This is a genomic window from Luteibacter rhizovicinus DSM 16549, assembly GCF_001887595.1.
Classification (GTDB): domain Bacteria; phylum Pseudomonadota; class Gammaproteobacteria; order Xanthomonadales; family Rhodanobacteraceae; genus Luteibacter; species Luteibacter rhizovicinus.
This window is the reverse complement of record NZ_CP017480.1, coordinates 1,115,470-1,139,389: the sequence shown is the minus strand read 5'-3', so window position 1 is coordinate 1,139,389 and position 23,920 is coordinate 1,115,470. Positions and strand designations below refer to the sequence as shown.

Sequence of the window (23,920 nt, the reverse complement as noted above, 5' to 3'; positions counted from 1 at the left end):
CGAATGCATCGGCGAAAAGAACCATGTGGGAGCCGCTTCAGCGGCGAAAGGCTAACGGAGCGGTAAAGCCGCAATGCCCATCGCCGATGAAGCGTCTCCCACACAAAGCGGGCCATCCCAGGAAGAAGGCCCCCACAAGGTCACCTCGGCCGCCGTACACTCGGCGCCATGCATGCCATCCTCGAACGCCAGAAGCTCGCCCAGCTGACCGACGGTTCGCCGTCGGCTGCGGTTCGCATCGATCGCCTCGACCGTGCCATCGGACTGCTGGTCGATCATGCGGGTGACATCGCGGATGCCCTGCGCGACGATTTCGGTCACCGCTCGGTCCAGGGCTCGCTGATCACCGACGTCGCGGCTTCGATCGATCCGCTCAAGCACGCGAAGAAGCACGTCAAACGCTGGATGCGCCGCGCTGCACGCAGGGTATCGCCAGCCGCGCTCGCGCTGCTGGGTGCACGCGCCTGGGTCGACTACCAGCCCAAGGGCGTCGTCGGCCTGATCTCGCCGTGGAACTTCCCGTTCAATCTCACCTTCTCGCCCCTGGCTGGCATCCTCGCCGCCGGTAACCGCGCGATGATCAAGCCCTCGGAGTTCACGCCGCGCTCCTCGGCGCTCATGCAGTCGATGATCGCCAAAGCCTTTGGCGAAACCGAGATCGCAGTGATTACCGGCGACAGTCGTGTCGGTGAGCAGTTCTCCGCACTGCCGTTCGACCACCTCATTTTTACCGGGGCGACTTCGGTCGCGCGGCACGTCATGCGAGCGGCGGCCGAGAACCTCGTGCCGGTAACGCTTGAACTGGGTGGCAAGTCGCCGGCCATCGTCGGTCGCGATGCGGATCTCGATCTCGCCGCGAAGCGTCTGATGTTCGGCAAGACGCTCAACGCGGGCCAGGTCTGCGTCTCGCCGGATTACGCGTTGGTTCCTTCCGATCGCGTCGAGGCCTTCGTGGATGCCTTGCAACGGGCGGTGGTCGGCATGTTTCCCACGTTGAGCGGCAACCCCGATTACACGTCGATCGTCAATGTGCGTCATCACGAACGCCTGCTCGGTTATCTCGCGGATGCGACGGCGAAAGGCGCGACGCTACGCCCGCTCGGTGCCGCCGGAGAAACCTTCGACGACCGCCGTCTCGCGCCGACTGTCGTGCTCGGCGTCGACGACGAGATGGACGTCCTGCGCGAAGAGATCTTCGGGCCGATCCTCCCCGTGATTCCCTATGACGGCGTCGACGACGCGATTGCCCATATCAACGCGCATGCGCGACCGCTCAGCCTCTACTACTTCGGTAACGACAGAGACGAACAGGAGCGCGTGCTGGCACGCACGATCGTCGGCGGCGTGACCCTCAACGACACCATTCTGCACCTGACGATGGACGACCTTCCGTTCGGCGGTATCGGTCCGTCAGGCATGGGTGCGTACCACGGCGTCGACGGCTTTCGCACGTTCAGCCATGCGCGTTCCGTGTACCGGCAGGCGCGTTTCGATGTTTCGGCGATGTTGCGCCCGCCGTACGGCAAGACGGTGGACCGCCTGCTCGGTTTCAAGATCCGTCGGTAGCACCTCGTGTGGGAGCCGCTTCAGCGACGAAGAGAACCATGTGGGAGCCGCTTCAGCGGCGAAGAGCCAACGGAGCGGGGAAGCTGTAACGCTCATCGCCGATACATCGGCTCCCACAAAAAAAGGGGCCGTGAGGCCCCTTTTTGCTACACCGTTGAAGCGAAACTTACAGCTTCGCGCCCAGCAGTTCTTCGAGCTTGCGCTGGTCGACCGCGAACTTGCGGATGCCTTCGCCGAGCTTGTCGGTAGCCATCGCGTTCTCGTTGTGGCCCCAGCGGAACTTGGCCTCGTCGAGCTTGGCCGGCTTGGCTTCCTTCGCGCCGGTGTCCTTGAGCGCCACCGGCAGGTCGCTGGTGTTTTCGTCCAGTTCCTTCAGCAGCTCCGGCGCGATCGTCAGGCGGTCGCAGCCGGCGAGGGCCTGGATCTGGCCGATGTTGCGGAAGCTGGCACCCATGACGACGGTTTCATAGCCGTGCAGCTTGTACCAGTCGTAGATGCGGCGAACGGACTGCACGCCCGGATCTTCCGCCGGCGCGTAGGTCTTCTTGTCGGTATTGGCAACGTACCAGTCGAAGATGCGGCCGACGAACGGCGAAATCAGGAACACGCCGGCTTCGGCGCAGGCCACGGCCTGTTCGAAGCTGAAGAGCAGGGTGAGGTTGCAGTTGATGCCGTCCTTCTGCAGTTTCTCCGCAGCGCGGATACCTTCCCACGTCGAGGCGAGCTTGATCAGGATGCGCTCTTTCTTGATGCCGATTTCTTCGTAAAAGCCGATCAGGCGCTTGGCCTTGTCGATCGAAGCATTCGTATCGAACGAGAGGCGCGCGTCCACTTCGGTGGAAACCTTGCCCGGGACGATCTTGAGGATCTCGCGGCCGACCAGCACGGCGAGGCGATCGCCGGCATCGACCAGCTGCTGCTCACGGTTGTTGCTCTGACCCTTGGCCCACTGCACGGCCTCGTCGATGTAGCCCGAATAGGTCGGGATACCGGCCGCCTTCAGCAGCAGCGACGGGTTGGTGGTCGCGTCTTCCGGCTTGTACTTGGCAATGGCCGAGATGTCGCCGGTATCGGCTACGACGGTGGTGATCTTGCGCAGTTGCTCGAGCTGAGTGGTCACGTTGGGGTTTCCGTTACCTGGGAGACCTCTATTGTCGCGCCGATTGCCCCCGCCGTGTAGGCATCCATAGGTTTCGGTTCAGCCATGCGGCGTTCTGTCAGTAAAGATCGATGGGATCGACGTCGAGCGACCAGCGCACTTTACGTGCCTCGGGCAGCCCCAGCAGCGCGTGCTGCCACGGCCGGAGGAACGCGTGCAGGCGGCCGCGCGAGCTGGCCTCGACCAATAACTGGCCCCGATGGCGTCCCGCACGGAGGGGCATGGGGGCGGGCATGGGGCCGGCGATACGCAGATCCTCCGGCGGGCCGATGGCGATATGCGCCTGGCTCAGGAAGGCATCGACTTCGGCGCGTCCGAGAGCGTCGGCACGTAACAGCACCTGATGGGCGAAAGGCGGCAGGTCCAGCAGCCGGCGCTCGTCGAGCAGTTCGGTCGCCACGGCGCCGTAGCCACCACGTAGCAGCGCATGCAGCATCGGGTGATCCGGGTGGTGCGTCTGCAGGAGGACGCTGCCCGGCTTGCTCGCGCGTCCGGCGCGCCCCGCCACCTGGACCACCAGCTGGGCAAGGCGCTCGCCGGCACGGAAATCGACGCTGTGCAGCCCTTCGTCGACGCCGACGATGGCGACCAGGGTGAGATTGGGCAGATCGTGTCCCTTCGCCAGCATCTGCGTACCGACGAGAATGGCCGGTTTGTCTTCGCGCAGGCCGTCGAGGATCTCGCCGAAAGCATCGCGGCGTCGCGTGGTTTCGCGATCGATGCGCACCACGGGCACGTCGGGAAACCGCGCTGTCAGGGCTTCTTCCAGCCGCTCGGTGCCCTGGCCCTGGGGGCTGATGTTGGCCGAGGCGCAGGACGGGCAGGTGAGTGGTACCGCCATCGTATTGTCGCAGTGATGGCAGATGAGCCGGCGGCGACCGGCGTGCAAGGTCATGGGCCGGTCGCAGCGCGGGCAGTCCGCGTGCCAGCCGCAGTCGTAGCAGAGCAGGACCGGGGCGTAACCCCGCCGGTTGCGGAAGACCAGCGCCTGTTCGCCGCGGCCCACGCAGGCGGCCACGGCATTCATCAGCGTGGGCGACATGCCGTGGTCGAGGCGTTGCGCGCGCATGTCGACGATCTGCACGCGGGTCGACTGCGTCGCGCCGGGTCGGCCCCGCAGCACCAGTCGCTGGTAGCGCCCCGCTTCGACGTTGCCCAGTGTCTCCAGCGATGGCGTGGCGGAGCCCAGTACCACGGGCACGCCATGGGCGCGAGCGCGGACGAGCGCGAGATCGCGAGCGTGGTATCGGAAGCCTTCCTGCTGTTTGTAGGACGCGTCGTGTTCCTCGTCGACGATGATCAGGCCGGCGTGTGGCAAGGGCGTGAACACCGCCGAGCGCGTACCGAGGACCACCTTGGCGCTGCCATTGCGCGCCCGCAGCCACGCGCGCGCGCGATCGCCCTCGGCGAGATTGGAATGGAGCACTTCGATCGTCACGCCGAGGCGCTCGCGCAGGCGGCGGACGGTCTGTGGCGCCAGACCGATTTCCGGCACCAGCAGGAGGGTCTGTTTGCCGTCGGCCAGCGCGCGTTCGATCAGGGCCAGGTAGACCTCGGTCTTGCCGCTGCCGGTGACACCATCCAGTACATAAGGTTGGAAGCGACCGAACCCCTCTCCCATCGCAGTGACTGCGGCCGCCTGCTCCTCGCTCAGGGCAGGGCCCGGCGCAGGGCTGGCGGGCAGCGATGATTCCTCGAGCTCCGATTTTTCGACCAGGCCGGCTTCGACCAGGCGGCGGGCCGCCGCGCGCCACTCCGGCAAAGCGAAGGCGAGATCGTCGGCAGCGCGGGGGCCGTCGGCCAGTGCATCGAGCAAGGCGGCCGAGCCACCCTTGCGGCTGCGGGCATCGCGTGCACTGCGGCCCTGGAGGGTCAGCGCCCAGACCTCACGGCCGGTGGCTGGCAGGGGCCGGGGTTCGCGGAGCGCGAGGGGCAGGGCATTGGCGAAGGCCTCGCCTGGCGCGCCGGCCCAGTAGTCCGCCGCCCAGGCGAGGGTGGCCAGCAACTCGGCGTCCAGGAGCGGCGTCTCGTCCAGCACCTCACTCACCCGCTTCAGACGCTTGACCCCGACGACGGCTTCCGCGGCGGGATCGATCACGATCCCGACCATCTCGCCCCGTCCGAAGGGCACGCGCACGCGCGATCCCGCCTGCGCGCTCCCTGCCTCGGGCGGCAGGTAATCGAACAGGGTCAGGAGGGGGACGGGTAAGGCGACACGGAGGACGGCGGTCATGCGACCCCTAGTTTAACGACCTATGCCGATTTCGCTGGTCAATGATTGACCAGCGCGCCATAGGCTTGGGCTGATAAGACATCCCCCAAAAGAGGAATCCGAGGTAAGTGCCCGCCCGCAAGAGGGTTTCCGTGTTATCCACAAGTCCTGTGGATAAGTCTGTGGATGAGCTCCGGATGGGGGGCATCCAAGGCGCATGGTTGGGCCCTTCAGCTTAGCTTGGGTAGATTTTAACCAAGCTGAAATATAGTGTTTAATCAATAACTTAAAAATGCGACGCTGGCGACGTTCATCTGGCGTCTATAAATCCTTGACAAAAGCGAAGGGGTCTTCGTGCCTGTGCACAACCGGCTGGACGGTAGGAAAAAATCCTAGTGGGTCATGCCCACGATGGCAGCGATCACTACGGCAAACAAAAGCAGCCAGAAATAGACGCTGCCTATCAGCCAGTACTTCAGGATAGTCATGGGCCATCCCTGCCGATAGACCCGTTTCTGCATCACCAACAGGTAGATCGGCATCCATACCCACATGGCGAACTGCACGAAGCCGATAGCGGTTCCGGCCAGGGCGAGTCGCGGGGCGATGGCCTCCCGGGCGAAGCTCAGCAGGATCAGGCCCAGCAAGGAAATGAAGAGGAAGGCGTGGCTGTGCAGGCTGACAATGAGGTGTTCCATGTAGAGCCGCCGACGGAACGCATAAAACACCTTCAGGACCAGGGCGAACACCGGGATCATGAAGAACATCGTCTGGGGCAGGACGGAGAAGAAGCCGTCCAGAATGCGACGGACGGCCTCGTCCTTGCCCGGACCCTTGTTCAGGATCGGGATGAGGTTGGCCTTGAAGTGGCCAAAGCCAGCATTGAGCCGCCGGTTCAGGGCGTCCGGGAACCAGCTGACGCTGATCTTCGAATCGCTACCGAACCATTGCTCGACCTTGGCCTCGCCCCGCCCGGGTTGCTCCTCGGTGGGCGCGGTTTCGCCGGCCTCGGTGGGAATCGGGGGTGCCTTGAGTTGGGTCAGGCGCGCATTCGCCGCCTGGTGGATGAGGCCGGCGGCGGCACCCAGGCCCGCCTTGGCGGCGCCGGGCAACGACGGGTCGTTGCGCGCGGTGCGCACCTCATGGATCTGGTCGTCGTAAAGCTCATGGACTTCGTCGGCCGTCTTCGCGCTGGCGAAAGCGTCGATGGAGTCCCGCGCCGCCGTGCCCTCGACGTTACCGACCTTGAAGTCGCCGATGGCCAGGTGCATGAAGAAGAAGGCGAGCAGGCAGAACACGAACATCAGGCGGAAAGGCGCGATATAGCGCACCCGCCGGCCGGAGAAGTATTCCAGGGTGAGAAAACCCGGCTTCGTGTAGAGCGGTGGCAGCGTATGCACGATGCGCTCGTCGAGATGGAAGAACAGGTCTCCCGCGTCCTCGAGCATGTGCGATACCGGCTGGATCACGCTTTTGACGGACTGCCCGCAGTCGTGACAGAAGGCGCCCTGGAGTGCCGCTGTGCAGTTCGCGCACAGCAGGACGGGCGACGGCTTCAGTTCGTTCATCCTTATAACCCCGTGTTTTCCCCCTACGAACTCGGATGATGGCATGGGAGGCGGCTACAATGGGCGGCCCTCCCTGCGTGCTTTTCATCATGTCCTTCGACCGTGCCCGCGCGCGTCGCGAGATCGGCGCCACCGTCCGGCTGGCCCTCCCGATGATTTTCGCGCAGCTCTCCGCCATGGCGCCCAACGTCGTCGACGCCGTACTCGCCGGGCATCAGGGCGCGCATACCCAGGCCTCGGTCGTGACCGGTGTGAACATCTGGGTGCTGGCCCTGGTCTTCGGCCTCGGTACGATGATGTCGGTGCCGCCGACCGTCGCGCAGCTCGACGGTGCGGGCCGGCGCGGCGAAGTGGGGGCGATCTTCCACCAGGCCCTGTATATCGCCTGGTTTCTCGGCGCCATCATGACGTTCGCCGTCTGGCACGCCTCGCCGCTGATGGCGCTGTTCGGTGTCGTCGAGTCCATGCGCGCGGACGTGACGGCCTTCCTGCACGCCATCTGCTTCGCGGCGCCGGCACTGACGACGTATTTTGCCTTGCGCGGCCTCTCCGAGGGCCTGTCCATGCCGCGGCCATCAATGTATTTCAGCTTCGGCGGCCTGCTCATTCTCGCGCCGCTGGGCTATGTCCTCATGTACGGCAAGCTGGGCTTCCCGGTCATGGGCGCGCGCGGCAGCGGCATCGCCACGGCGATCGTGCTCTGGCTGGAGATGATCGGATTCGCCATCTACGTTTTCCGGCACCGCAACTACCGCGACCTCAATCTTCGTCAGCGCATGGCGAAGCCGGATCTGAAGGCGATCGGCCAGCTGCTCAATATCGGTTTGCCCATGGCCGTCACGCTGTTGATGGAAGCGGGCATGTTCGTTGCCGTCGCGCTGATGATCGGTCGCCTCGGTGAAACGGTGACCGCCAGCCATCACGTCGCGCTTAATGTCGCGTCGGTCGCCTTCATGATCCCGCTGGGCCTGTCCATGGCCATCACCGTGCGTGTCGGCAATGCCGCAGGCCGCCGAGACATCAAGGGGGTGCGCTACGCCGGCATGTCGGGCATTGCGCTGGTGCTGGTCACGCAGTTCGTCTCGTCGGGAATCATGCTGCTCTTTCCCGTCCCGATCGCCAGCCTCTACACCAGCGACCCGGCCGTGATCGCCATGGCCTCCCAGCTCTTGATCCTCGCGGGCTTCTTCCAGTTCTCCGATGGCATCCAGGTCGCCTCCAACGGCGCGCTGCGTGGCCTTAAAGACACCCGCGTGCCGATGGGCATCACCATGTTCGCGTACTGGGGCGTGGGCGTTCCGGTGGGCTGGTACCTGGCCTTCGCCCACGACATGGGCGCGCGAGGCATGTGGATGGGCCTGATCGCCGGGCTGAGCATGGCGGCGATTCTTCTTTTCCTGCGATTCTGGCGAAGCAGCGCCACGGGCCGCTGGCCGGAAGACGCCGGATCGACGCCCCTGCCAATCCACACGTGATGCCGTCGCGCCGACGCGCTACGCTCGACACAACCTTCGAGGAACCCGCTTAGATGCCGGACCGTCACGACGCCACGCCGCCACCCCTGCCCGGTCGCCCGCAGCCTGTTCCCCCGCCGCGACGCGGAGGCGGCTTCGGCCGGTTCCTGCGTAGCCTTGGCCGGGGCCTCAACATCACCCGGCTGATCATCATCAATGCGATCTTCTTCGGGATCCTCGCGATCTTCGTGGTCGTGCTCATGGTCAGCGGCCATGCGAACAAGGTCGAAGACAAGACGGTGCTGGTGCTGGCGCCCGAGGGGGCGCTGGTCGAGCAGTACAGTGCCGATGCGCTTTCGCGAACCATCGCCCGCATGTCCGGCGACGGCGTCAAGCAGGTGCAGGTGCGCGATCTCGTGCGCGCGATCGACGCTGCGGCCAAAGACAGCCGGATCAGCCAGATCGTGCTGCGCACCGACAAACTGCAGGCGGGCGGCTTTGCCGCCCTGCGCGAGGTGGGTGCCGCCCTCGATCGCTTCCGCGCCGCCGGCAAGCCGGTGCTCGCCTGGGCCGTGAGCCTTGACCAGGGCCAGTATTATCTCGCGGCCCATGCCGACAAGCTCTACGTCGATCCGCAGGGCGGCGTGATGGCCACCGGTCTGGCCAATTACCGCTTGTTCTACAAGGATCTGCTCGACAAGCTTGGCGTGGAAGTGCACCTGTTCCGCGTCGGCCAGTTCAAGAGCGCCGCCGAGCCGTTCATCCTCGATCACGCGTCGCCGGAATCGAAGGAAGCCGATGCTTATTGGCTAGGCGGTCTATGGACCTCCTGGATCGAAGAAGTGGCCAAGCTGCGCCACATCGCGCCGGCCGTCCTTCGCGCGGACGTGGACAACCTCGCCGAACGCGTGCGCGACGCCAACGGCAGCCTGGCCGATCTGGCCGTGCAGGAGAGGCTGGTCGACGGTATCGCCAACGAGCAGCAGTTCGTCGCCATGCTGCGCGAGCGCGGCGTGCCTGCGGGCAAGAAAGACCAGGGCTTCCGTCAGGTCGAGCTCGACGGCTATCTCGCCGACCGCGGGCTTTCCACCACCGACATGCTGCAGACCGGCCAGGGCGTCACCGTGGTCGTCGCCGAAGGTGAAATCACCTCCGGCAAGCAGGCGCAGGGCAGCATCGGCGGCGAGTCCACGGCCGCCCTGATCCGTTCCGTGCGTTTCGACCGTCGTACCCGCGCGCTCGTCCTGCGCGTGAACTCGCCGGGTGGCGAGGTCTACGCCGCCGAGCAGATCCGTCGCGAGGTGGCGGCGACGCGTGCCGCCGGTATCCCGGTGATCGTCTCGATGGGCGATGTCGCCGCGAGCGGCGGTTACTGGATATCGATGAACGCCAATCGCATCTATGCGGAGCCGAATACCATCACCGGTTCCATCGGCATCTTCGGCATGTTCTACACCGTGCCGGATACCCTGGCGAAGATCGGCGTGAAGAGTGACGGTGTCGCCACGAGCCCGCTCGCCGGTGCGTTCGACATCACGCGCCCGCTCGACCCGAAGGTGAGCATTCTCATCCAGAGCATCATCGACAAGGGTTATCGCGACTTCGTCGGCAATGTCGCCAAGGCGCGTGGCAAGGATTTCGCATCGATCGATGCGATCGCCCAGGGTCGCGTGTGGACCGGCCAGCAGGCGCTCGATCGTGGCCTCGTCGACCGGATCGGCAGCCTCGACGACGCGATCCGCGACGCCGCGGCGGAGGCGAAGCTCGGCAAGGATTTCAACGTGCGTTACGCCGAGAAGCCGATGGGCGCCTTCGAGCGCTTCCTGACCAATGTCGGCGACAGTTCCGAAACGCACGTGGCGCTGTCGTGGGGTCTGCATCTGCCGAGTTGGGTGGCCGAGCTGCCGCGGCTGGCGCCGGAGTTTGCGCTGTTCCGTACGGCGGAAGCAGGAAAGCCGCACGTCTACGCGTATTGCTTCTGCTCGCCGCGGTAAAAGCCTTATCTCACTGCGTCTGCGCGTCCACCGCCTCACGTTGCGCCTTTGCCTGGTCGTCCACGGTCTTCTGCACGTCCTGCGCCTTCTTCTTCTGCGCCTCCATCGAATCCCAGGGCGTTGACACGCGCGCCTGGGGTGTCGGCGGTTGCTGCGGCGTCGGGGGCGCCGGCTTCGAACAGGCGGCACAGGCAAGGACGAGCGCGAACGGAAGAGCGGTGCGGATCATGAGGGTTCCCTCGAAGGTCGCGTCGAGTCTCGCGCGCGCGGCCGGTCAGCGCAATCGTGCGCCGTAGAAACCGTTACCCCGTTCCACTTCCACCGGCCAGCCGAACAGCTCCGAGAGGTGACTGTCGGCGAGCAGGCGTTCCTTGGGTCCCTGATCGAAAAGGCGGCCGTCACGCAGCATCACCACGTGATCGATCTCCGGCACGATTTCCTCCACGTGGTGCGTGACCAGCACGAGGGTGGTTCCTTCGCGGGCCAGCTCGCTGAGCAGGTCGAGGAAGCGTCGCCGCGTGCCGGGGTCGAGCCCGGCGCAGGGTTCGTCCAGGAGCAGCGCGCGTGGACGGTGAACGAGCGCTCTGGCGATCAACACCCGTCGAGCTTCGCCGGTCGACAGTGTCGAAACGTCGCGCTCGGCCAGATGCGCTGCGCCGACACGCACGAGGGCGTCCATCGCCTGACGGCGCATGGCGTCGTCGACGATGTGATCGAGGCCAAGCGTCATCGACGCGAAGAAACCCGAAAGCACGGCGTTCAATGCCTGCTCGTTGCTCGCTTCGAACTCCCGACGCAGATCGGACGACACAACGCCGAGGAGAGAGCGTAGTTCAGTCACGTTCCAGCGGTCACGGCCGAAGATGCGCACGACCGCTGAACCATCGTCGTGGACGAGGGGATAGATGCGCCGCTCGATCAACTTCACCAGGGTGGATTTGCCCGAGCCGTTAGGGCCGAGGATGGCCGTGTGCTGGCCCGGCGCGATCGCCAGGGAGAGGGCATCGAGCAGTCGCCGGTTCTCGCGGAGCACCGTGGCCCGGTCGATGGAAAGCAGGGCATCGTGATCGGTCATCGCTCCATCCTGTCGCAAGCGGCCGATGGGCTCAACCCTTCGTCGAACGGCAGGCACGCTGTACGATTCGTCTATCGAAGGAGACCTCCCATGCATCCACGACTTAGCAGCTGGCGCCTCGACGGACGCACCGCCCTCGTCACCGGAGCCAGCAAAGGTATCGGCTACGCCTGCGCGCGTGAGCTGGCGGTCCTTGGTGCCGATGTCCTCCTGGTGGCCCGCGACGAACTCCAACTGGAGGAAGTGCGCGACGAGCTCGCGGAAGAGTGCCCCGAGGTCGAGATCCTGGCGATGGCCGCCGACCTGTCGGACGAGGAAGATCGTCTGGCCGTGTTCGACTGGGTTGCCGACCTCGAAGTGAACCTGTCGATCCTGGTGAACAACGTGGGCGGCAACACGCCTCGCGCCACCCTCGATTACGAGCCGGACGAATACCGGCAGCTCTTCGAGCTGAATGTCTTCTCTGCCTACGAGATGTGCCGCTCCGCGTATCCGCATCTGGTGCAGCATGCGAATGCTGCGATCGTGAATATCGGCTCCGTTTCCGGCATCACGCATGTGCGCACCGGTTCACCTTATGGCATGACCAAGGCAGCCTTGCATCAGCTCACCCGGAACCTGGCCGTGGAATGGGCGGAAGACGGTATCCGAGTCAATGCCGTCGCGCCCTGGTACATCCGCACGCAACGCAGCGAGCCGGCGCTAGCCAACGCCGAGTACCTGGAAGAGGTCCTTGATCGCACGCCGATGGGACGCATTGGCGAGCCGGAGGAAGTGGCGGGTGCTGTCGCTTTCCTCTGCATGCCGGCCTCGAGCTATGTCACCGGCGAGATCGTCGCGGTAGATGGCGGGTTCCTGCGTTACGGGTTCTGATGTTTCGCCACGGTTCGGCCCGGGCGTTGTCAGATGTCCCGGGTATCGTTTTCGCGTGTCTACGCGAGGCCAAACGGAGCGATGACGTGACGCATTTTCATATACGCCGCGCGGCATCGGGCGATGCCACCCAGATCGCGATCTGTCTGCAGTCGCTCGGCTACGGCGCCGATGCGGACTTGGTCGACGCCAAGCTGGCTGCGTTCAGGGACGATACGGACGCGGTCCTCGTCGCTTGCAAAGGCGCGCTCGTCGTCGGCGTGGTGAGCATCCACGTCACGCCTCTATTCCACGCGCCGGGGCATCTCGCGCGTATCACGGCGCTATCGATACGCGATGGTCATCAGCGGCAAGGCGTCGGTACGGCTCTCATGGCTGCGGCCGAGCAGTGGAGCTGGACGTCCGGTGCCGCTCGCGTCGACCTGACGAGCGGGAATCACCGTCCCGAGGCGCATCGGTTCTATGAGTCGCTGGGTTACGGCACGGATTCGCGCCGGTTCGTGAAGCATCGACCTGCCGAGGGCTGAGGAGCCTGGACTCAGCGGCAGGATTGCAGCTGATCGCGTAACCGGTCGGCTTTCGCGTCCAGCGGCCCGCGGTCGCTCTTGAACGCGTTGCGAATCTGCCGCTGCGTGGCGTCCGCGTCGGCTTGCAGGGCCTGGCAGGTTTCTGCCGGGCTCAGTTCGCGACACTGGTCCTGCACCCAGACGTAGTTGCTCGTCGCGATGGCGCCGACATTGCCTTTGCCCCGATTGAGCTCGGGTGCCGAGGCAACGGCCGCATTGGGGTTGCCGTAGGTGTCCGACAGCGAGCCGCCGGCAACACCGAGCACGCCAAGTGGCGCCAGATAAGGCTGAGGGTTGCCGTCCGCGCTGGTGTAGGACTTGCTATCGGTCGCTCGAACGCAGCCGAACATCTGGGGCATCGGTGGTAGTGGTCGGGTAGGCAGGGGAGTCGCCACCACGGCGTCGTCCCGGCGGGGCGCTTCGGGCATGGGCGCCACCTGGCCGTTGGCCGGTGCCGAGTCCTCCAGCTGGATGGTCTCCTGCCGCTGGCTCTTCGCACACGGTGTCTGCTGGTAGGTCGTCTGCCCACCCGCCACGCATTTGTAGACGGTTTCCGCCCGGGTGCCGCCCGTGGCGACGAGCGCCAGGGCGGCCAGCGCGAACACCGCAAGACGCATGCTCAGAAGTCCGCGACGTGGTCTTCGGACGCGAAGCCCAGGGTCATGGCGCCTTCGCCAACGTTGACCATGCCGGTGATGCTCATCGGGCTTTCCAGGATTTCCACGCCGGCATCGCCACAGACGCGGGTGAGGGCGTGGTACCCGGTCAGGGCACGCATCTCGTCGAGATCACCGCCGTAGCTGAGCGACAGCGAAGGGACGAGCAGGCCGGCCTGGACGCGCTTGGCTGCATAGTCGAACAGCAGCTGGGCGCCATGGTCGAACCCGCGCACCTTGCCTACCGGGCCGGTCTCACCGCGATGAGCGCGCAGGATCGGCTTGATGTCCAGGGCGGTGCCAAGCATCGAACTCATGAAGCTGACACTGCGGTCGCCCTTGCTGCGGGCGCGGGAGCGGAGATAGTTGAGGTCGCGGGGCAGCATGTAGCCATACGAGCAGTCGGCGATATGGGCCACGCGCTCGCGGACTTCGGCCGGCGACTTGCCAGCCTGGATCATGCGCACCGCTTCGGCGACCACCGGCGCGGAGCCGGCGAAGATGTTCCGGGTATCGACCACGCGCATCAGGAAGGGGCCGGTGATCCCTGCCGCCTCGCGGATGGGGCGGTAGTTCTTCAGGATGGCGAAGCTGGCCTTGATGACGTTGTCGTGGATCGGGCTGCGCGTGGCCATGATCGTCAGGCAGATGACGCAGTCGTAGTCCTTGACCAGGCGGTCGAGAAAGAGGTTCTGCACGTCCTCGACCGAACTGGGCTCGGTTTCGCCCGAATGGCTCTTGCTACCGAGCTTCTGGTTGCGGAAACGCTGGATCTCCACCGGGTCGCGGTCGTCCTTGAACTTCTGGCCGTCCACCTTCACGGTGATCGGCATCACGGCGATGCCGTTGCGCTCCAGGAAGTCCTGCGGCACGTCGCAGGCCGCATCAATCGCTACACCGATTCGCATCGGGTATGTCCCCCGTCGAAGGCCCATGGCCCAGCGGCACCCGAAACGCCCGCTGCGTTCCACTTAGCCCCGCTTGGGCCGGATGCTACACTTGCCCGAATGAATTTGGCACTCCGCCGGCGTGGCGTCGCCGGTAACCGCGTCGTCGGATTCCCCATGAAAACCAAGAACGAGATCGTCTCCAACTGGCTGCCCCGCTACACGGGCACCCCCCTGGAGGACTTTGGCCAGCACATCCTGCTGACCAACTTCGGCCATTACGTCGAGCGCTTCGCCCTCGACCACGGTGTCGAAGTGCGCGGCCGCGACCGGCCCATGCCCAACGCCACGGCCGACGGCATCACCCTGATCAATTTCGGCATGGGCAGCCCCAATGCCGCCACGGTCATGGACCTGCTCAGCGTCATCGCGCCCGAGGCGGTCCTTTTCCTCGGCAAGTGCGGTGGCCTCAAGAGAAAGAATGCCATTGGCGATCTGATCCTGCCGATCGCCGCGATTCGTGGTGAAGGCACCTCGAACGATTACCTGCTCCCCGAGGTACCGGCGCTCCCGGCCTTCCAGCTCCAGCGCGCGGTGTCGACGATGATCCGCGACCTCGGCCACGACTACTGGACGGGCACGGTCTACACCACCAATCGCCGGGTCTGGGAGCACGACGAAGCCTTCAAGGATTACCTGCGCCGCACACGCAGCATGGCGATCGACATGGAGACCGCGACGATCTTCGCCGCCGGTTTCGCCAACCACATTCCCTGCGGCGCCCTGCTGCTGGTCTCCGACCAGCCGATGATCCCCGAAGGTGTGAAGACCGAGAGCAGTGATGCGGTCGTCACCGCCAACTTTGTCGAGCGTCACATCAAGGTCGGCATCGAGGCATTGAAGCTGGTGCGTCGCCATGGTCGCAGCGTGAAGCATCTTCGCTTCGAGGACGATTCCCTTCCCGATTGATGCGCCACGCGATCCATTCAAGGACGACCATGAAACCCCGCGATCTCCTGCTCGGCATCCTCGTCACCCTGATCTGGGGCAGTAACTTTTCCGTGATCGAGGTGGGTCTTCGCGACCTCGATCCGTTCCTGCTCACCGGCTTGCGGTTCGCCTTCACGGCATTTCCGCTGATCCTGTTCCTACCCCGACCGCGCGATGTACCACTCGTCTCGCTCGCGGCGTACGGCCTTCTTTTCGGGGTCGGGTTGTGGTGGGTGGTCAACCTGGCGATGTCGAAAGGCATGTCGCCCGGCCTGTCGTCGCTGGTGCTGCAGTTCAGCGCGTTCTTCACGGTGATCCTCAGCGCGGTCGTCCTGCGTGAAAGCGTTCGTGGGCCGCAAGTGGCAGGCATGCTCGTTGCCGCGGCGGGGCTGCTCGTCGTGATCCACGCCACGTCGGGTACATCGACCACGCTGGGCGTGGTGCTCGTCCTGCTCGCGGCGATCAGCTGGAGCGTATGCAACCTGATCGTGAAGCGGCACAAGCCAAAAGACATGATGGCCTTCGTCGCGTGGTCGAGCGTGTTCTCCGCGCCGGCACTGTTCGTGCTGACGTATGTAAACGAGGGCGCGGCACCCTTCGTCGCGCTGTCGCACGGTGTGTCGTGGGCAGCTGTCGGTTCGGTGCTTTTCCAGGCGTATGTCACGACCGTGTTCGGCTACATGGTCTGGAATAACCTGATGAAGAAGTACCCGGCGGCGAGCGTCGCGCCGTTGTCACTGATCGTGCCGGTATCCGGCATCGTCACGTCGTACCTGGCCTTCGACGAACACTTCGCCACTGGCGTGTGGATCGGTGCCGCCGTGATGCTCGCCGGCGTGACGATCTTTGTCTGCGCACCGTACTTCCGGAAGCAACAGCGGACGCCCGCCCCCTTGTAAGAGCCGATTCATCGGCGATGGGTGCCAGCAACCACTCACAAAAAGAGTTATTCGTCGATTCCTGTGGCGTCATTGCGCTGCCGATTGCGTGGAGGAGTGCGGCGCAGAGCCATCGGTGCCTACCCGCGCTGGTGGGCTTGAGGCAGAGAGCCTTCGGTGTCCACCCTCGCTGCTCAGACAGGTCCTCCGCGTTCCGTAAAGGAAAGGCCGCTGCGCGGCCCGTGTACTTATCTGGCCTACGGCCGCTGCACTTGTGCGGAACTCGCCTCGAGGGTGAACACCGAAGACTCTTCCCAACCCTGAGGTTCGTGCGGGTCGAGCCGCCGAAGCAACGCTGCTTCGGCGGCTGGCTCCTCGCCATCGCCAAAAGGTCGCCCCTTGCGCGCCGGTCGCGATCGTTCGCGCAAGCGCAGCGCCGCGGAGAGAAAGGCGCTCACCGAATCGGTCTGATCGCGCCAGCACGACCGCCCTAACGTCCCGCTTCGGCGGCCACACCCACTCCAACGGCTCGCCTTCCAGCTAACCGTATCGTCGTGAGAGACCTTGGCGTCCACCCTCGAGGCGAGTTCCGCACAAGTGGAGCGGCCGTAGGCCAGATAAGTACACGGGCCGCGTCAGCGGCCTTTCCTTTACGGAGCGCGGAGGACCTGTCTGAGCAGCGAGGGTGGGCACCAAGGTCTCCCCGCGAGACGCCCAAGTGTAAAGAGCGACGGCGAGGCCGAGCCGCCAACGTCAGGACGAAGGCGAGCCCGCGAACAAGGCACTGCACACACGCCTTACGGAGTGTGCGAAGAACCAAAAAAAGGCCGCTCCATCTGGAGCGGCCAATATCCGGGGAAATGCTTGCTGTTGTTGTTATGCGATGACGCTAAGCGGTGCGGTTACAGCGTGAAGTCGTAACGGGCTCCCAGGCGGATGGTCCGGGGATCCGAGAACGAGCGGGCACGCTTGTACTGCGGGTCCGGCGTACCGCTGTCGGTTTCGCCGTACTCGTAGTACTGGGTGACACGCTGCTTGCCGAGTGCGTTGAATGCATCGGCCGAGAGCGTCAGCTTGTGATCGGCGAAGGTCGGCTTCCAGGCGACGCTCAGGTCCACGTTGTACGTCCACGGCGTGCGGCCGAAGGTGCCGCGCTTGGCCGGCTCGCCATTGCAGTAGAAGTAGGCGGCGCCGTACTGGTTAGGATCGCCACCGACCGAATCCGGACGCGTGCCGATGCAGCTGACCGGGTAACCGGAAGCGATACGGGTGACCGTCGAGAACGCCCATTCGTCGTTCGGCGCATACGTGCCGTAGATGCGCAGCTGGTGCTTCTGGTCGTTCGGCAGGTCACCGTTGGTGTTTTCCATGATGGCCGGGAAGTCCCAGCTCTCGGTGGTCGACACGTCGGCCTGGACGATATTGGAATCGAGCTGGCCTTCGGAGTTGCCGTAGCTACGCGAATAGGTGTAGTCGATCTTCGCGTACCAGTGGTCGCTGAACTGATGTTCGGCGTACAGGTCGAGCATGTAGTACGCACGCTTGGCCCGCGGTTCGCCGATGTCGGCAGCAGTGAGCGGTACGCTCAGGTACTGACCGGGAGCGGGCGACACGGTGAACGTGTTCGCGCGACCCGGGTTGTACAGCCAGCAACCCGTGCTTCGCGCAATGCCGGCCGCGACCTGATCGCCCAGGCCGTTCTCGTCACCCCAGGTCTGGATCGGCGACGAGTCGCAGGTGTCGTCGATCAGGCTGCGCAGGCGACGGTACATGGCTTTCGCGCCGACCACCCAGTTGTTGTCGAGCTGCTGGTCGGCACCGAAGATGTACTCGTCCTGGTAGTAGGAGTGCAGGCCCTGGGCAGAAACGGTCTTCGCATCCGGTGGTACGCCGTTGGCGCCGTTCTTGTTGAAGTTGCCGGAGTACGGACCCGCAACCAGGCCGGTGGGCTCGCCCGTGGTCGGATCGATGCCCGTGAAGCCGAAGAGCTGCGACGGATAGGTCGACGGACCGGCGCCGCGGATCGCGACCGAGGTCGGCAGGCCGAGATGGTAGCGGCCGGCATTGGCGTAGATCTTCAGCGAGCTGTCGCCGTAGACGTCCCACGACGCACCCAGGCGCGGATCGAGCTGGTGACGCGCGCTCGCATAGGCTTCGCCGGCGCCGTTGTAGTTGGTGAACTGCTCGTTGCGCAGGCCGATGTAGCCGTGCCAGCGATCCGTGATCTGCCAGTTGTCCTCGACGAACTGCGAACGCTGGTTGGTGCGCGCCGAGGTGCCGGTGCTCAACGCCGTCTGTTCGACGTAATAACCATTCGCGAAGTTCGCCGGGTTGTACAGGGCGGGGTCGAGACCCAGCGCCGAGAGGCGGCTCTTGATCGCGGTGCCATCGGCGACATCGTTGTAGATGTAACCCGTGCCGCCTTGCGGAAGGGCGCCCGACGTGGCGCGCAGCACATAATTATCGACACCGCCACGGAGATCGTGATCGCCGATGCGGTACTCGATGTTGGCGCTCCAGCCGTGGCTGCTGTCTTCCGCGCCGGGCAGGAGGAAGGTCGAGCCGCCGACCGTGCAACCGGTCTGCGGGTTGTTCGCGAACCCTGCGCGCTTGTCCGTAATCAGCGGGCAGGCATCGCCGCTGGCCGAGTTGATGTCCTGGCTGTGATCGGAGTGCGACCGGCCGTACATCGCGTTGACCGTCAGGTCGTCGGTGATGTAACCCGTGTAGTGACCGATATACGTATTGCCGCCCGGGGTCGCGTTGGTCTGCGTGCCGTTGTAGTTCTTCGTATAGACGTGGCCCAGATAATCGCCGCGACCGGTCTGATAGCTATAGGCGCTGATGGACTGGTCTTCGGTCTCGGTATCGCCGATGCCGGTGAACTCGAGGATGTTGTTGTCGGTGATGTTCCAGTCGATCTTGGTCAACCAGCGCTTGGTCTTGGAGACGTCGTGCTCGTCGTCGCTGGTCGTGTTCGGGCCGGTGTAGTTGCCGGTGTTCTTGATCCAGTCGGCCGCGGCGAAGAAGAACAACTTGTCCTTGACCAGTGCGCCGCCGATGGAGCCGGAGTACTGCAGATTCTCATTGTCGCGCAGCGCGTACGTGTTGCCCTTCTGGTACTTGGTGCCGTCGCGAAGATCGATGTCGCGGGGCTGCTGATTGAGCCCGCTCGGCGACCAGAACACCTGCACATCGCCCTTCCACTCGTTCGTACCGCGCTTTGAGACGACGTTGATCACGCCACCGGTGGAGCGGCCGTATTCCGCGCCGTAGCCGCCGATCAGTACCTGTTCCTGATCGATCGCGTCGTACGGCAGCTGGCGCGAGCTCACGCCGGTCAGCGGGTTGGTCGCCTGGAAACCGTTGATGTAGTACGCGTTCTCAGAGGCCGACGAGCCACCGAACGACAGTGCGTTGCCGTAGCCACGCACGGCAGGCGTGGTACCCGGGGCGAGCAGGGCGATCGAGCTGATCGAGGTGCGGGCGATCGGCAGCTTGGACAGCTGGTCGGCGGTCAGCACGGTGCGCGAGTCGACCGAGCTGACGTCGATGCTGGGAAGGGTGTTGGCGGTGACCTGGACGCTGCCAAGGTTGGTGGTGTCGGCCGCACCGGCAGCCGCGGCGGTAGCGGCGAAGGAGACGTCGGTACCCTGGCTGATCTGGGTCTGTACGCCTTTGTGCGTGTCGACAACCGTGCCGTTGTGCAACAGCGAGACGGTATAGGTGCCGATCGGCAGCGAGTTGGCGCGATAACGGCCACCGGAGTCGACGGTGATGTCGCGGCGCAGGCCGTTGTCCGTATTTTCGATATGGACAATGTCACCGGGCGTGGCGGAGCCGAAGATGGCGCCGGTGGCGTTGCTCTGCGCCAAGGCCGCGCCGGCACCGCCGATGGATACGGCGAAAGCCACGGCAAGCGCGAGCTTGCGGCGCGGCGGCGCGATTGAACGGTTTGCGTACTGCATGGAACGTCCCTCCTGAAAAAACGCGTGACGAATAAACGGGATGAGTCCGTCCGCATCCGCGCGGCACGCGGACGTTCCGCCGGAAAGGCCGGCGGGCGGAGAACCAAATGGAAGTCGTTCGGCCGAGCGCCTCTTACCGGGCGGACGGCGTCACGTCGTCAATCGAAAGGGGTGCGCGCGATGGCGTGGTGTGGCATGTGCTTTTTGCTCCCCAAAAAGATCGTGCAAGACGTCGTCCCTGGCGAAAGTCGCGCCCGTTCTCATTCCCCTGAGGCGAGCTGACGACAGCGCCGAAGCGGCGCGTGAAAAGAACGTAAAGTACGGGAATGCCTAGGAACAATAGGAAAAAGTCCTAAGCAACTATTTGCGAGGCAAGTACTTGCGGAGCGACCGGATCAGGCTGCCGTATGTCGCAAGAGGGGATCGCTTTTCGCAAGGCTGCTCGCCGATGAAGCCGCTCCTGCATCGAAAGGAAAGGCGAATCGGCTCCCACAGGCAAAAAAAGGCCGCTCCATCTGGAGCGGCCAATATCCGGGGAAATGCTTGCTGTTGTTGTTATGCGATAAAGCTAAGCGGTTCGGTTACAGCGTGAAGTCGTAACGAGCTCCCAGGCGAACAGTGCGCGGGTCCGAGAAGGAACGGGCACGCTTGTAGTTCGGGTTCGGGTCGCCGGCGGCGGTGTCGCCGATCTCGTAGAACTGGGTCACGCGCTGCTTGCCAAGGGCGTTGAATACGTCGGCCGAGAGCGTCAGCTTGTGGTCGGCGAAAGCCGGCTTCCAGGCGGCGCTCAGGTCCACGTTGTACGTCCACGGCGTGCGGCCGAAGGTGCCGCGCTTGGCGGGCTCGCCATTGCAGTAGAAGTAGCTGTTGCCGTATTCGTACGGGTCGCCACCGGCGGAGTCCGGACGGACGCCGATGCAGCTGACCGGGTAGCCCGACGCAATACGGGTGACGGTCGAGAATGCCCACTCATCCGTCGGCGCGTAGGTGCCGTAGATGCGCAGCTGGTGCTTCTGGTCGTTCGGCAGATTGCCGTTGGTGTTTTCCATGATGGCCGGGAAGTCCCAGCTCTCGGTGGTCGACACGTCGGCCTGGACGATATTGGAATCGAGCTGGCCTTCGGAGTTGCCGTAGCTACGCGAGTAGGTGTAGTCGATCTTCGCGTACCAGTGGTCGCTGAACTGGTGTTCGGCGTACAGGTCGAGCATGTAGTACGCGCGCTTGGCCCGCGGCTCACCGATGGCGTCGGCGGTCAGCGGCACGCTCAGGTACTGGCCATCGGCCGGCGATACGGTGAACGTGTTCGCGCGGCCCGGGTTGTACAGCCAGCAACCCGTGCTGCGGCCGATACCCGCCTTCACTTCGTCGTGCAGGCCGTTCTCGTCACCCCATTCCTGGAGCGGTGCCGAGTCGCAGGTATCGTCGATCAGGCTGCGCAGGCGACGGTACATGGCTTTCGCGCCGACCACCCAGTTGTTGTCGAGCTGCTGGTCGACACCGAAGATGTACTCATCCTGGTAATACGAGTGCAGGCCCTGGGCCGATACGGTCTTCGCATCCGGCGGAATGCCGTTGGCGCCGTTCTTGTTGTAGTTGGCGGAATACGGACCCGCGACAAGGCCGGTCGGCACGCCGGTGGTCGGATCGATACCGGTGAAACCGTAGTACGACGACGGGAAGGTCGACGGGCCGGCGCCGCGGATCGCGACCGAGGTCGGCAGGCCGAGATGGTAACGGCCGGCATTGGCGTAGATCTTCAGCGAGCTGTCGCCGTAGACGTCCCATGACGCACCCAGGCGCGGATCGAGCTGGTGACGCGCGCTGGCGTAGGCTTGGCCGCTGCCGTTGTAGTTGGTGAACTGCTCGTTACGCAGGCCGACGTAGCCATGCCAGCGATCCGTGATCTGCCAGTTGTCTTCGATGAACTGCGAACGCTGGTTGGTACGGGCCGAGGTACCCGTGCTGAGTGCCGTGGATTCGGCGTAATAGCCGTTGGCAAAGTTAGCCGGGTTGTACAGGGCGGGATCGAGACCGAGGTTGGTCAGGCGGCTCTTGATGGAGGAGCCGTCGCCGACGTCCGCATAGATCCAGCCGGTACCGCCCGTCGGAAGAGCGCCGGACTCGGCACGCAGCACGTAGTTGTCGACACCGCCACGGAGATCGTGATCGCCGATGCGATATTCGATGTTGGCGCTCCAGCCATGGCTGCTGTCTTCTGCGCCAGGGAGGAGGAAGGTCGAGCCGCCAACGGTGCAACCGGTCTGCGGATTGCTCTTGAACTCGGTACGGTTGTCGGTGATGGTCGGGCAATTCTGGCCTGTCGCCGAGGTGATGTTCTGGCTATGGTCGGAATGCGACCGGCCGTACATCGCGTTGACCGTCAGGTCATCGGTGATATAGCCGGTGTAGTGGCCGATGTACGTATTGCCGCCCGGCGTCGCGTTGGTCTGCGTGCCGTTGTAGTTCTTCGTATAGACGTGGCCCAGATAATCGCCGCGACCGGTCTGATAGCTATAGGCGCTGATGGACTGGTCGTTCGTCTCGGTGTCGCCGATGCCGGTGAACTCGAGGATGTTGTTGTCGGTGATGTTCCAGTCGATCTTGGTCAACCAACGCTTGGTCTTGGCGACATCATGCTCGTCGTCGCTGGTCGTGTTCGGACCGGTGTAGTCGCCGGAGTTCCGAATCCAGTCCGCCGCGGCGAAGATGAACAACTTGTCCTTGATCAGTGCACCGCCGATGGAGCCGGAGTACTGCAGGTTCTCGTTGTTACGCAGGGCGTAGAGGTTGCCCTTCTGGTAAGGGGTGCCGTCGCGCAGATTCACGTTGCGCGGCTGCTGGTTCAGGCTATCCGGCGACCAGAACACCTGGACGTCGCCCTTCCACTCGTTCGTACCGCGCTTGGAGACGACGTTGATCACGCCGCCGGTGGAGCGGCCGTATTCCGCGCCGTAGCCGCCGATCAGTACCTGCTCCTGATCGATCGCGTCGTACGGCAACTGGCGCGAGCTCACGCCGGTCAGCGGGTTGGTCGCCTGGAAACCGTTGATGTAGTAGCCGTTCTCGGAAGCCGACGAGCCACCGAAGGACAGTGCGTTGCCGTAACCGCGTACGGCAGGCGTGGTACCCGGGGCGAGCAGGGCGATCGAGCTGATCGAGGTGCGGGCGATCGGCAGCTTGGACAGCTGGTCGGCGGTCAGCACGGTGCGCGAGTCGACCGAGCTGACGTCGATGCTGGGCAGGGTGTTGGCGGTGACCTGGACGCTGCCGAGGTTGGTGGCATCGCTGGCGCCGGCGGCGGCAGCGGCGAACGAGACGTCCGTACCCTGGCTGATCTGGGTCTGCACGCCCTTGTGCGAATCGACGACCGTGCCGTTGTGCAACAGCGAGACGGTATAGGTGCCGATGGGCAGCGAGTTGGCGCGATAGCGGCCGCCAGCATCGACGGTGATGTCGCGGCGCAGGCCGTTGTCCGTATTCTCGATATGGACAACATCACCAGGCGCGGCGGAGCCGAAGATGGCGCCGGTGGCGTTGCTCTGCGCCAAGGCCGCGCCGGCACCGCCGATGGATACGGCGAAAGCCACGGCAAGCGCGAGCTTGCGACGCGGCGGCGCGAATGAACGGTTTGCGTACTGCATGGAACGTCCCTCCTGAAAAAACGCGTGACGAATAAACGGGTGAGGCTGCCCGCATCCGCGCGGCACGCGGACGTTCCGCCGAAGACCGGCGGGCGGAGAACCAACGGAAAAATTTTTCGTTCGGCCGAACGCCTCTTACCGGGCGGGCGGCGTCACGTCGTCAATCGAAAGGGGTGCGCGCGATGGCGTGGTGTGGCATGTGCTTTTTGCTCCCCAAAAAGATCGTGCAAGACGTCATCCCTGGCGAAAGTCGCACCCGCTCATCATGTCCCCTGAGGCGAGCTGTCGACGGCACCGAAACGGCGCGTGAAAACAACGTAAAGTACTGCTGTACCTCGTAACAATAGGAATAAGTCCTAAGCAAGTAATTGCGGTGTGAATCGCAAAATAGTGCGGCCCGAATTCCGTTCGCCTTGCCTGTTCCGACACGCCC

General features: G+C 64.4%; 16 protein-coding genes. 7 read left to right on the top strand and 9 right to left on the bottom strand.

Annotation, left to right across the window (positions count from 1 at the left end; translation table 11 throughout):
- Positions 1-168 precede the first annotated feature (168 nt).
- Positions 169-1,566 (top strand): coniferyl aldehyde dehydrogenase, encoded by a 1,398-nt coding sequence (locus tag BJI69_RS05265; protein WP_046968920.1) that lies wholly within the window; start codon positions 169-171, stop codon positions 1,564-1,566.
- A gap of 166 nt (positions 1,567-1,732) precedes the next feature.
- On the opposite strand, the gene tal is transcribed toward BJI69_RS05265, so the two are convergent.
- The 3 genes from tal to BJI69_RS05250 all read right to left on the bottom strand — a co-directional run bounded on the left by tal (position 1,733) and on the right by BJI69_RS05250 (position 6,505).
- On the bottom strand, positions 1,733-2,686 hold the full coding sequence (tal, locus tag BJI69_RS05260) for a transaldolase (RefSeq protein WP_046968919.1): 954 nt from the start codon (positions 2,684-2,686) through the stop codon (positions 1,733-1,735).
- Between the two features lie 97 nt (positions 2,687-2,783).
- Positions 2,784-4,958, bottom strand: coding sequence for a primosomal protein N' (locus BJI69_RS05255; RefSeq protein WP_071924883.1), 2,175 nt, complete (start codon positions 4,956-4,958; stop codon positions 2,784-2,786).
- A gap of 371 nt (positions 4,959-5,329) precedes the next feature.
- Entirely contained in the window at positions 5,330-6,505 is a 1,176-nt protein-coding gene (locus BJI69_RS05250) for a DUF3667 domain-containing protein (RefSeq protein WP_046969678.1), read from the bottom strand.
- Positions 6,506-6,594: 89 nt separating this feature from the next.
- Between BJI69_RS05250 and BJI69_RS05245 the strand changes: the two genes are divergently transcribed.
- Both BJI69_RS05245 and sppA read left to right on the top strand, forming a co-directional pair.
- Entirely contained in the window at positions 6,595-7,980 is a 1,386-nt protein-coding gene (locus BJI69_RS05245; RefSeq protein ID WP_046969685.1) for an MATE family efflux transporter, read from the top strand.
- A 53-nt stretch (positions 7,981-8,033) separates the two neighbouring features.
- Entirely contained in the window at positions 8,034-9,953 is a 1,920-nt protein-coding gene (gene sppA / locus BJI69_RS05240) for a signal peptide peptidase SppA (protein ID WP_052767397.1), read from the top strand.
- A 10-nt stretch (positions 9,954-9,963) separates the two neighbouring features.
- On the opposite strand, the gene BJI69_RS05235 is transcribed toward sppA, so the two are convergent.
- Together BJI69_RS05235 and BJI69_RS05230 are read right to left on the bottom strand one after the other, a co-directional pair.
- Positions 9,964-10,182, bottom strand: a complete 219-nt coding sequence (locus BJI69_RS05235; protein ID WP_046969679.1) for a hypothetical protein — start codon at positions 10,180-10,182, stop codon at positions 9,964-9,966.
- Between the two features lie 45 nt (positions 10,183-10,227).
- Complete coding sequence (locus BJI69_RS05230; RefSeq protein ID WP_046969680.1) at positions 10,228-11,028, bottom strand: ABC transporter ATP-binding protein; 801 nt, start codon at positions 11,026-11,028, stop codon at positions 10,228-10,230.
- Positions 11,029-11,118: 90 nt separating this feature from the next.
- Between BJI69_RS05230 and BJI69_RS05225 the strand changes: the two genes are divergently transcribed.
- Both BJI69_RS05225 and BJI69_RS05220 read left to right on the top strand, forming a co-directional pair.
- Positions 11,119-11,901, top strand: a complete 783-nt coding sequence (locus BJI69_RS05225; RefSeq protein WP_046969681.1) for an SDR family oxidoreductase — start codon at positions 11,119-11,121, stop codon at positions 11,899-11,901.
- Positions 11,902-11,987: 86 nt separating this feature from the next.
- The gene (locus BJI69_RS05220) at positions 11,988-12,428 is read left to right on the top strand and encodes a GNAT family N-acetyltransferase (RefSeq protein ID WP_052767398.1); all 441 of its coding nucleotides are present in this window, start codon (positions 11,988-11,990) and stop codon (positions 12,426-12,428) included.
- Between the two features lie 11 nt (positions 12,429-12,439).
- Here the strand turns inward: BJI69_RS05220 and BJI69_RS05215 are convergent, their stop codons facing one another.
- Together BJI69_RS05215 and BJI69_RS05210 are read right to left on the bottom strand one after the other, a co-directional pair.
- A complete protein-coding gene (locus BJI69_RS05215) occupies positions 12,440-13,084 on the bottom strand; it encodes a DUF4124 domain-containing protein (protein ID WP_046969682.1) in 645 nt (214 codons plus the stop codon).
- Positions 13,085-13,086: 2 nt separating this feature from the next.
- A complete protein-coding gene (locus BJI69_RS05210) occupies positions 13,087-14,031 on the bottom strand; it encodes a DegV family protein (protein ID WP_046969683.1) in 945 nt (314 codons plus the stop codon).
- A 156-nt stretch (positions 14,032-14,187) separates the two neighbouring features.
- On the opposite strand from BJI69_RS05210, the gene BJI69_RS05205 reads away from it, so the two are divergent.
- Positions 14,188-14,979 carry an AMP nucleosidase gene (locus BJI69_RS05205; RefSeq protein ID WP_046969688.1) on the top strand — a complete coding sequence of 264 codons (792 nt, stop codon included), beginning with the start codon at positions 14,188-14,190 and terminating at the stop codon, positions 14,977-14,979.
- A 29-nt stretch (positions 14,980-15,008) separates the two neighbouring features.
- Complete coding sequence (locus BJI69_RS05200; protein ID WP_046969684.1) at positions 15,009-15,899, top strand: EamA family transporter; 891 nt, start codon at positions 15,009-15,011, stop codon at positions 15,897-15,899.
- An 881-nt stretch (positions 15,900-16,780) separates the two neighbouring features.
- On the opposite strand, the gene BJI69_RS05195 is transcribed toward BJI69_RS05200, so the two are convergent.
- A complete protein-coding gene (locus tag BJI69_RS05195) occupies positions 16,781-19,846 on the bottom strand; it encodes a TonB-dependent receptor (protein ID WP_046966922.1) in 3,066 nt (1,021 codons plus the stop codon).
- 581 nt (positions 19,847-20,427) lie between these two features.
- On the bottom strand, positions 20,428-23,487 hold the full coding sequence (locus tag BJI69_RS05190; RefSeq protein WP_046966921.1) for a TonB-dependent receptor: 3,060 nt from the start codon (positions 23,485-23,487) through the stop codon (positions 20,428-20,430).
- Positions 23,488-23,920 lie beyond the last annotated feature (433 nt).

What these genes read in the sequence shown, in the direction of transcription:
- BJI69_RS05255 (WP_071924883.1), bottom strand. Translation starts at nt 4,958, where the DNA reads ATGACCGCCGTCCTCCGTGTCGCCTTACCCGTCCCCCTCCTGACCCTG.
- BJI69_RS05230 (WP_046969680.1), bottom strand. Translation starts at nt 11,028, where the DNA reads ATGACCGATCACGATGCCCTGCTTTCCATCGACCGGGCCACGGTGCTC.
- sppA (WP_052767397.1), top strand. Translation starts at nt 8,034, where the DNA reads ATGCCGGACCGTCACGACGCCACGCCGCCACCCCTGCCCGGTCGCCCG.
- BJI69_RS05195 (WP_046966922.1), bottom strand. Translation starts at nt 19,846, where the DNA reads ATGCAGTACGCAAACCGTTCAATCGCGCCGCCGCGCCGCAAGCTCGCG.
- BJI69_RS05235 (WP_046969679.1), bottom strand. Translation starts at nt 10,182, where the DNA reads ATGATCCGCACCGCTCTTCCGTTCGCGCTCGTCCTTGCCTGTGCCGCC.
- BJI69_RS05200 (WP_046969684.1), top strand. Translation starts at nt 15,009, where the DNA reads ATGAAACCCCGCGATCTCCTGCTCGGCATCCTCGTCACCCTGATCTGG.
- BJI69_RS05210 (WP_046969683.1), bottom strand. Translation starts at nt 14,031, where the DNA reads ATGCGAATCGGTGTAGCGATTGATGCGGCCTGCGACGTGCCGCAGGAC.
- BJI69_RS05245 (WP_046969685.1), top strand. Translation starts at nt 6,595, where the DNA reads ATGTCCTTCGACCGTGCCCGCGCGCGTCGCGAGATCGGCGCCACCGTC.
- BJI69_RS05205 (WP_046969688.1), top strand. Translation starts at nt 14,188, where the DNA reads ATGAAAACCAAGAACGAGATCGTCTCCAACTGGCTGCCCCGCTACACG.
- BJI69_RS05215 (WP_046969682.1), bottom strand. Translation starts at nt 13,084, where the DNA reads ATGCGTCTTGCGGTGTTCGCGCTGGCCGCCCTGGCGCTCGTCGCCACG.
- BJI69_RS05265 (WP_046968920.1), top strand. Translation starts at nt 169, where the DNA reads ATGCATGCCATCCTCGAACGCCAGAAGCTCGCCCAGCTGACCGACGGT.
- BJI69_RS05250 (WP_046969678.1), bottom strand. Translation starts at nt 6,505, where the DNA reads ATGAACGAACTGAAGCCGTCGCCCGTCCTGCTGTGCGCGAACTGCACA.
- BJI69_RS05190 (WP_046966921.1), bottom strand. Translation starts at nt 23,487, where the DNA reads ATGCAGTACGCAAACCGTTCATTCGCGCCGCCGCGTCGCAAGCTCGCG.
- BJI69_RS05225 (WP_046969681.1), top strand. Translation starts at nt 11,119, where the DNA reads ATGCATCCACGACTTAGCAGCTGGCGCCTCGACGGACGCACCGCCCTC.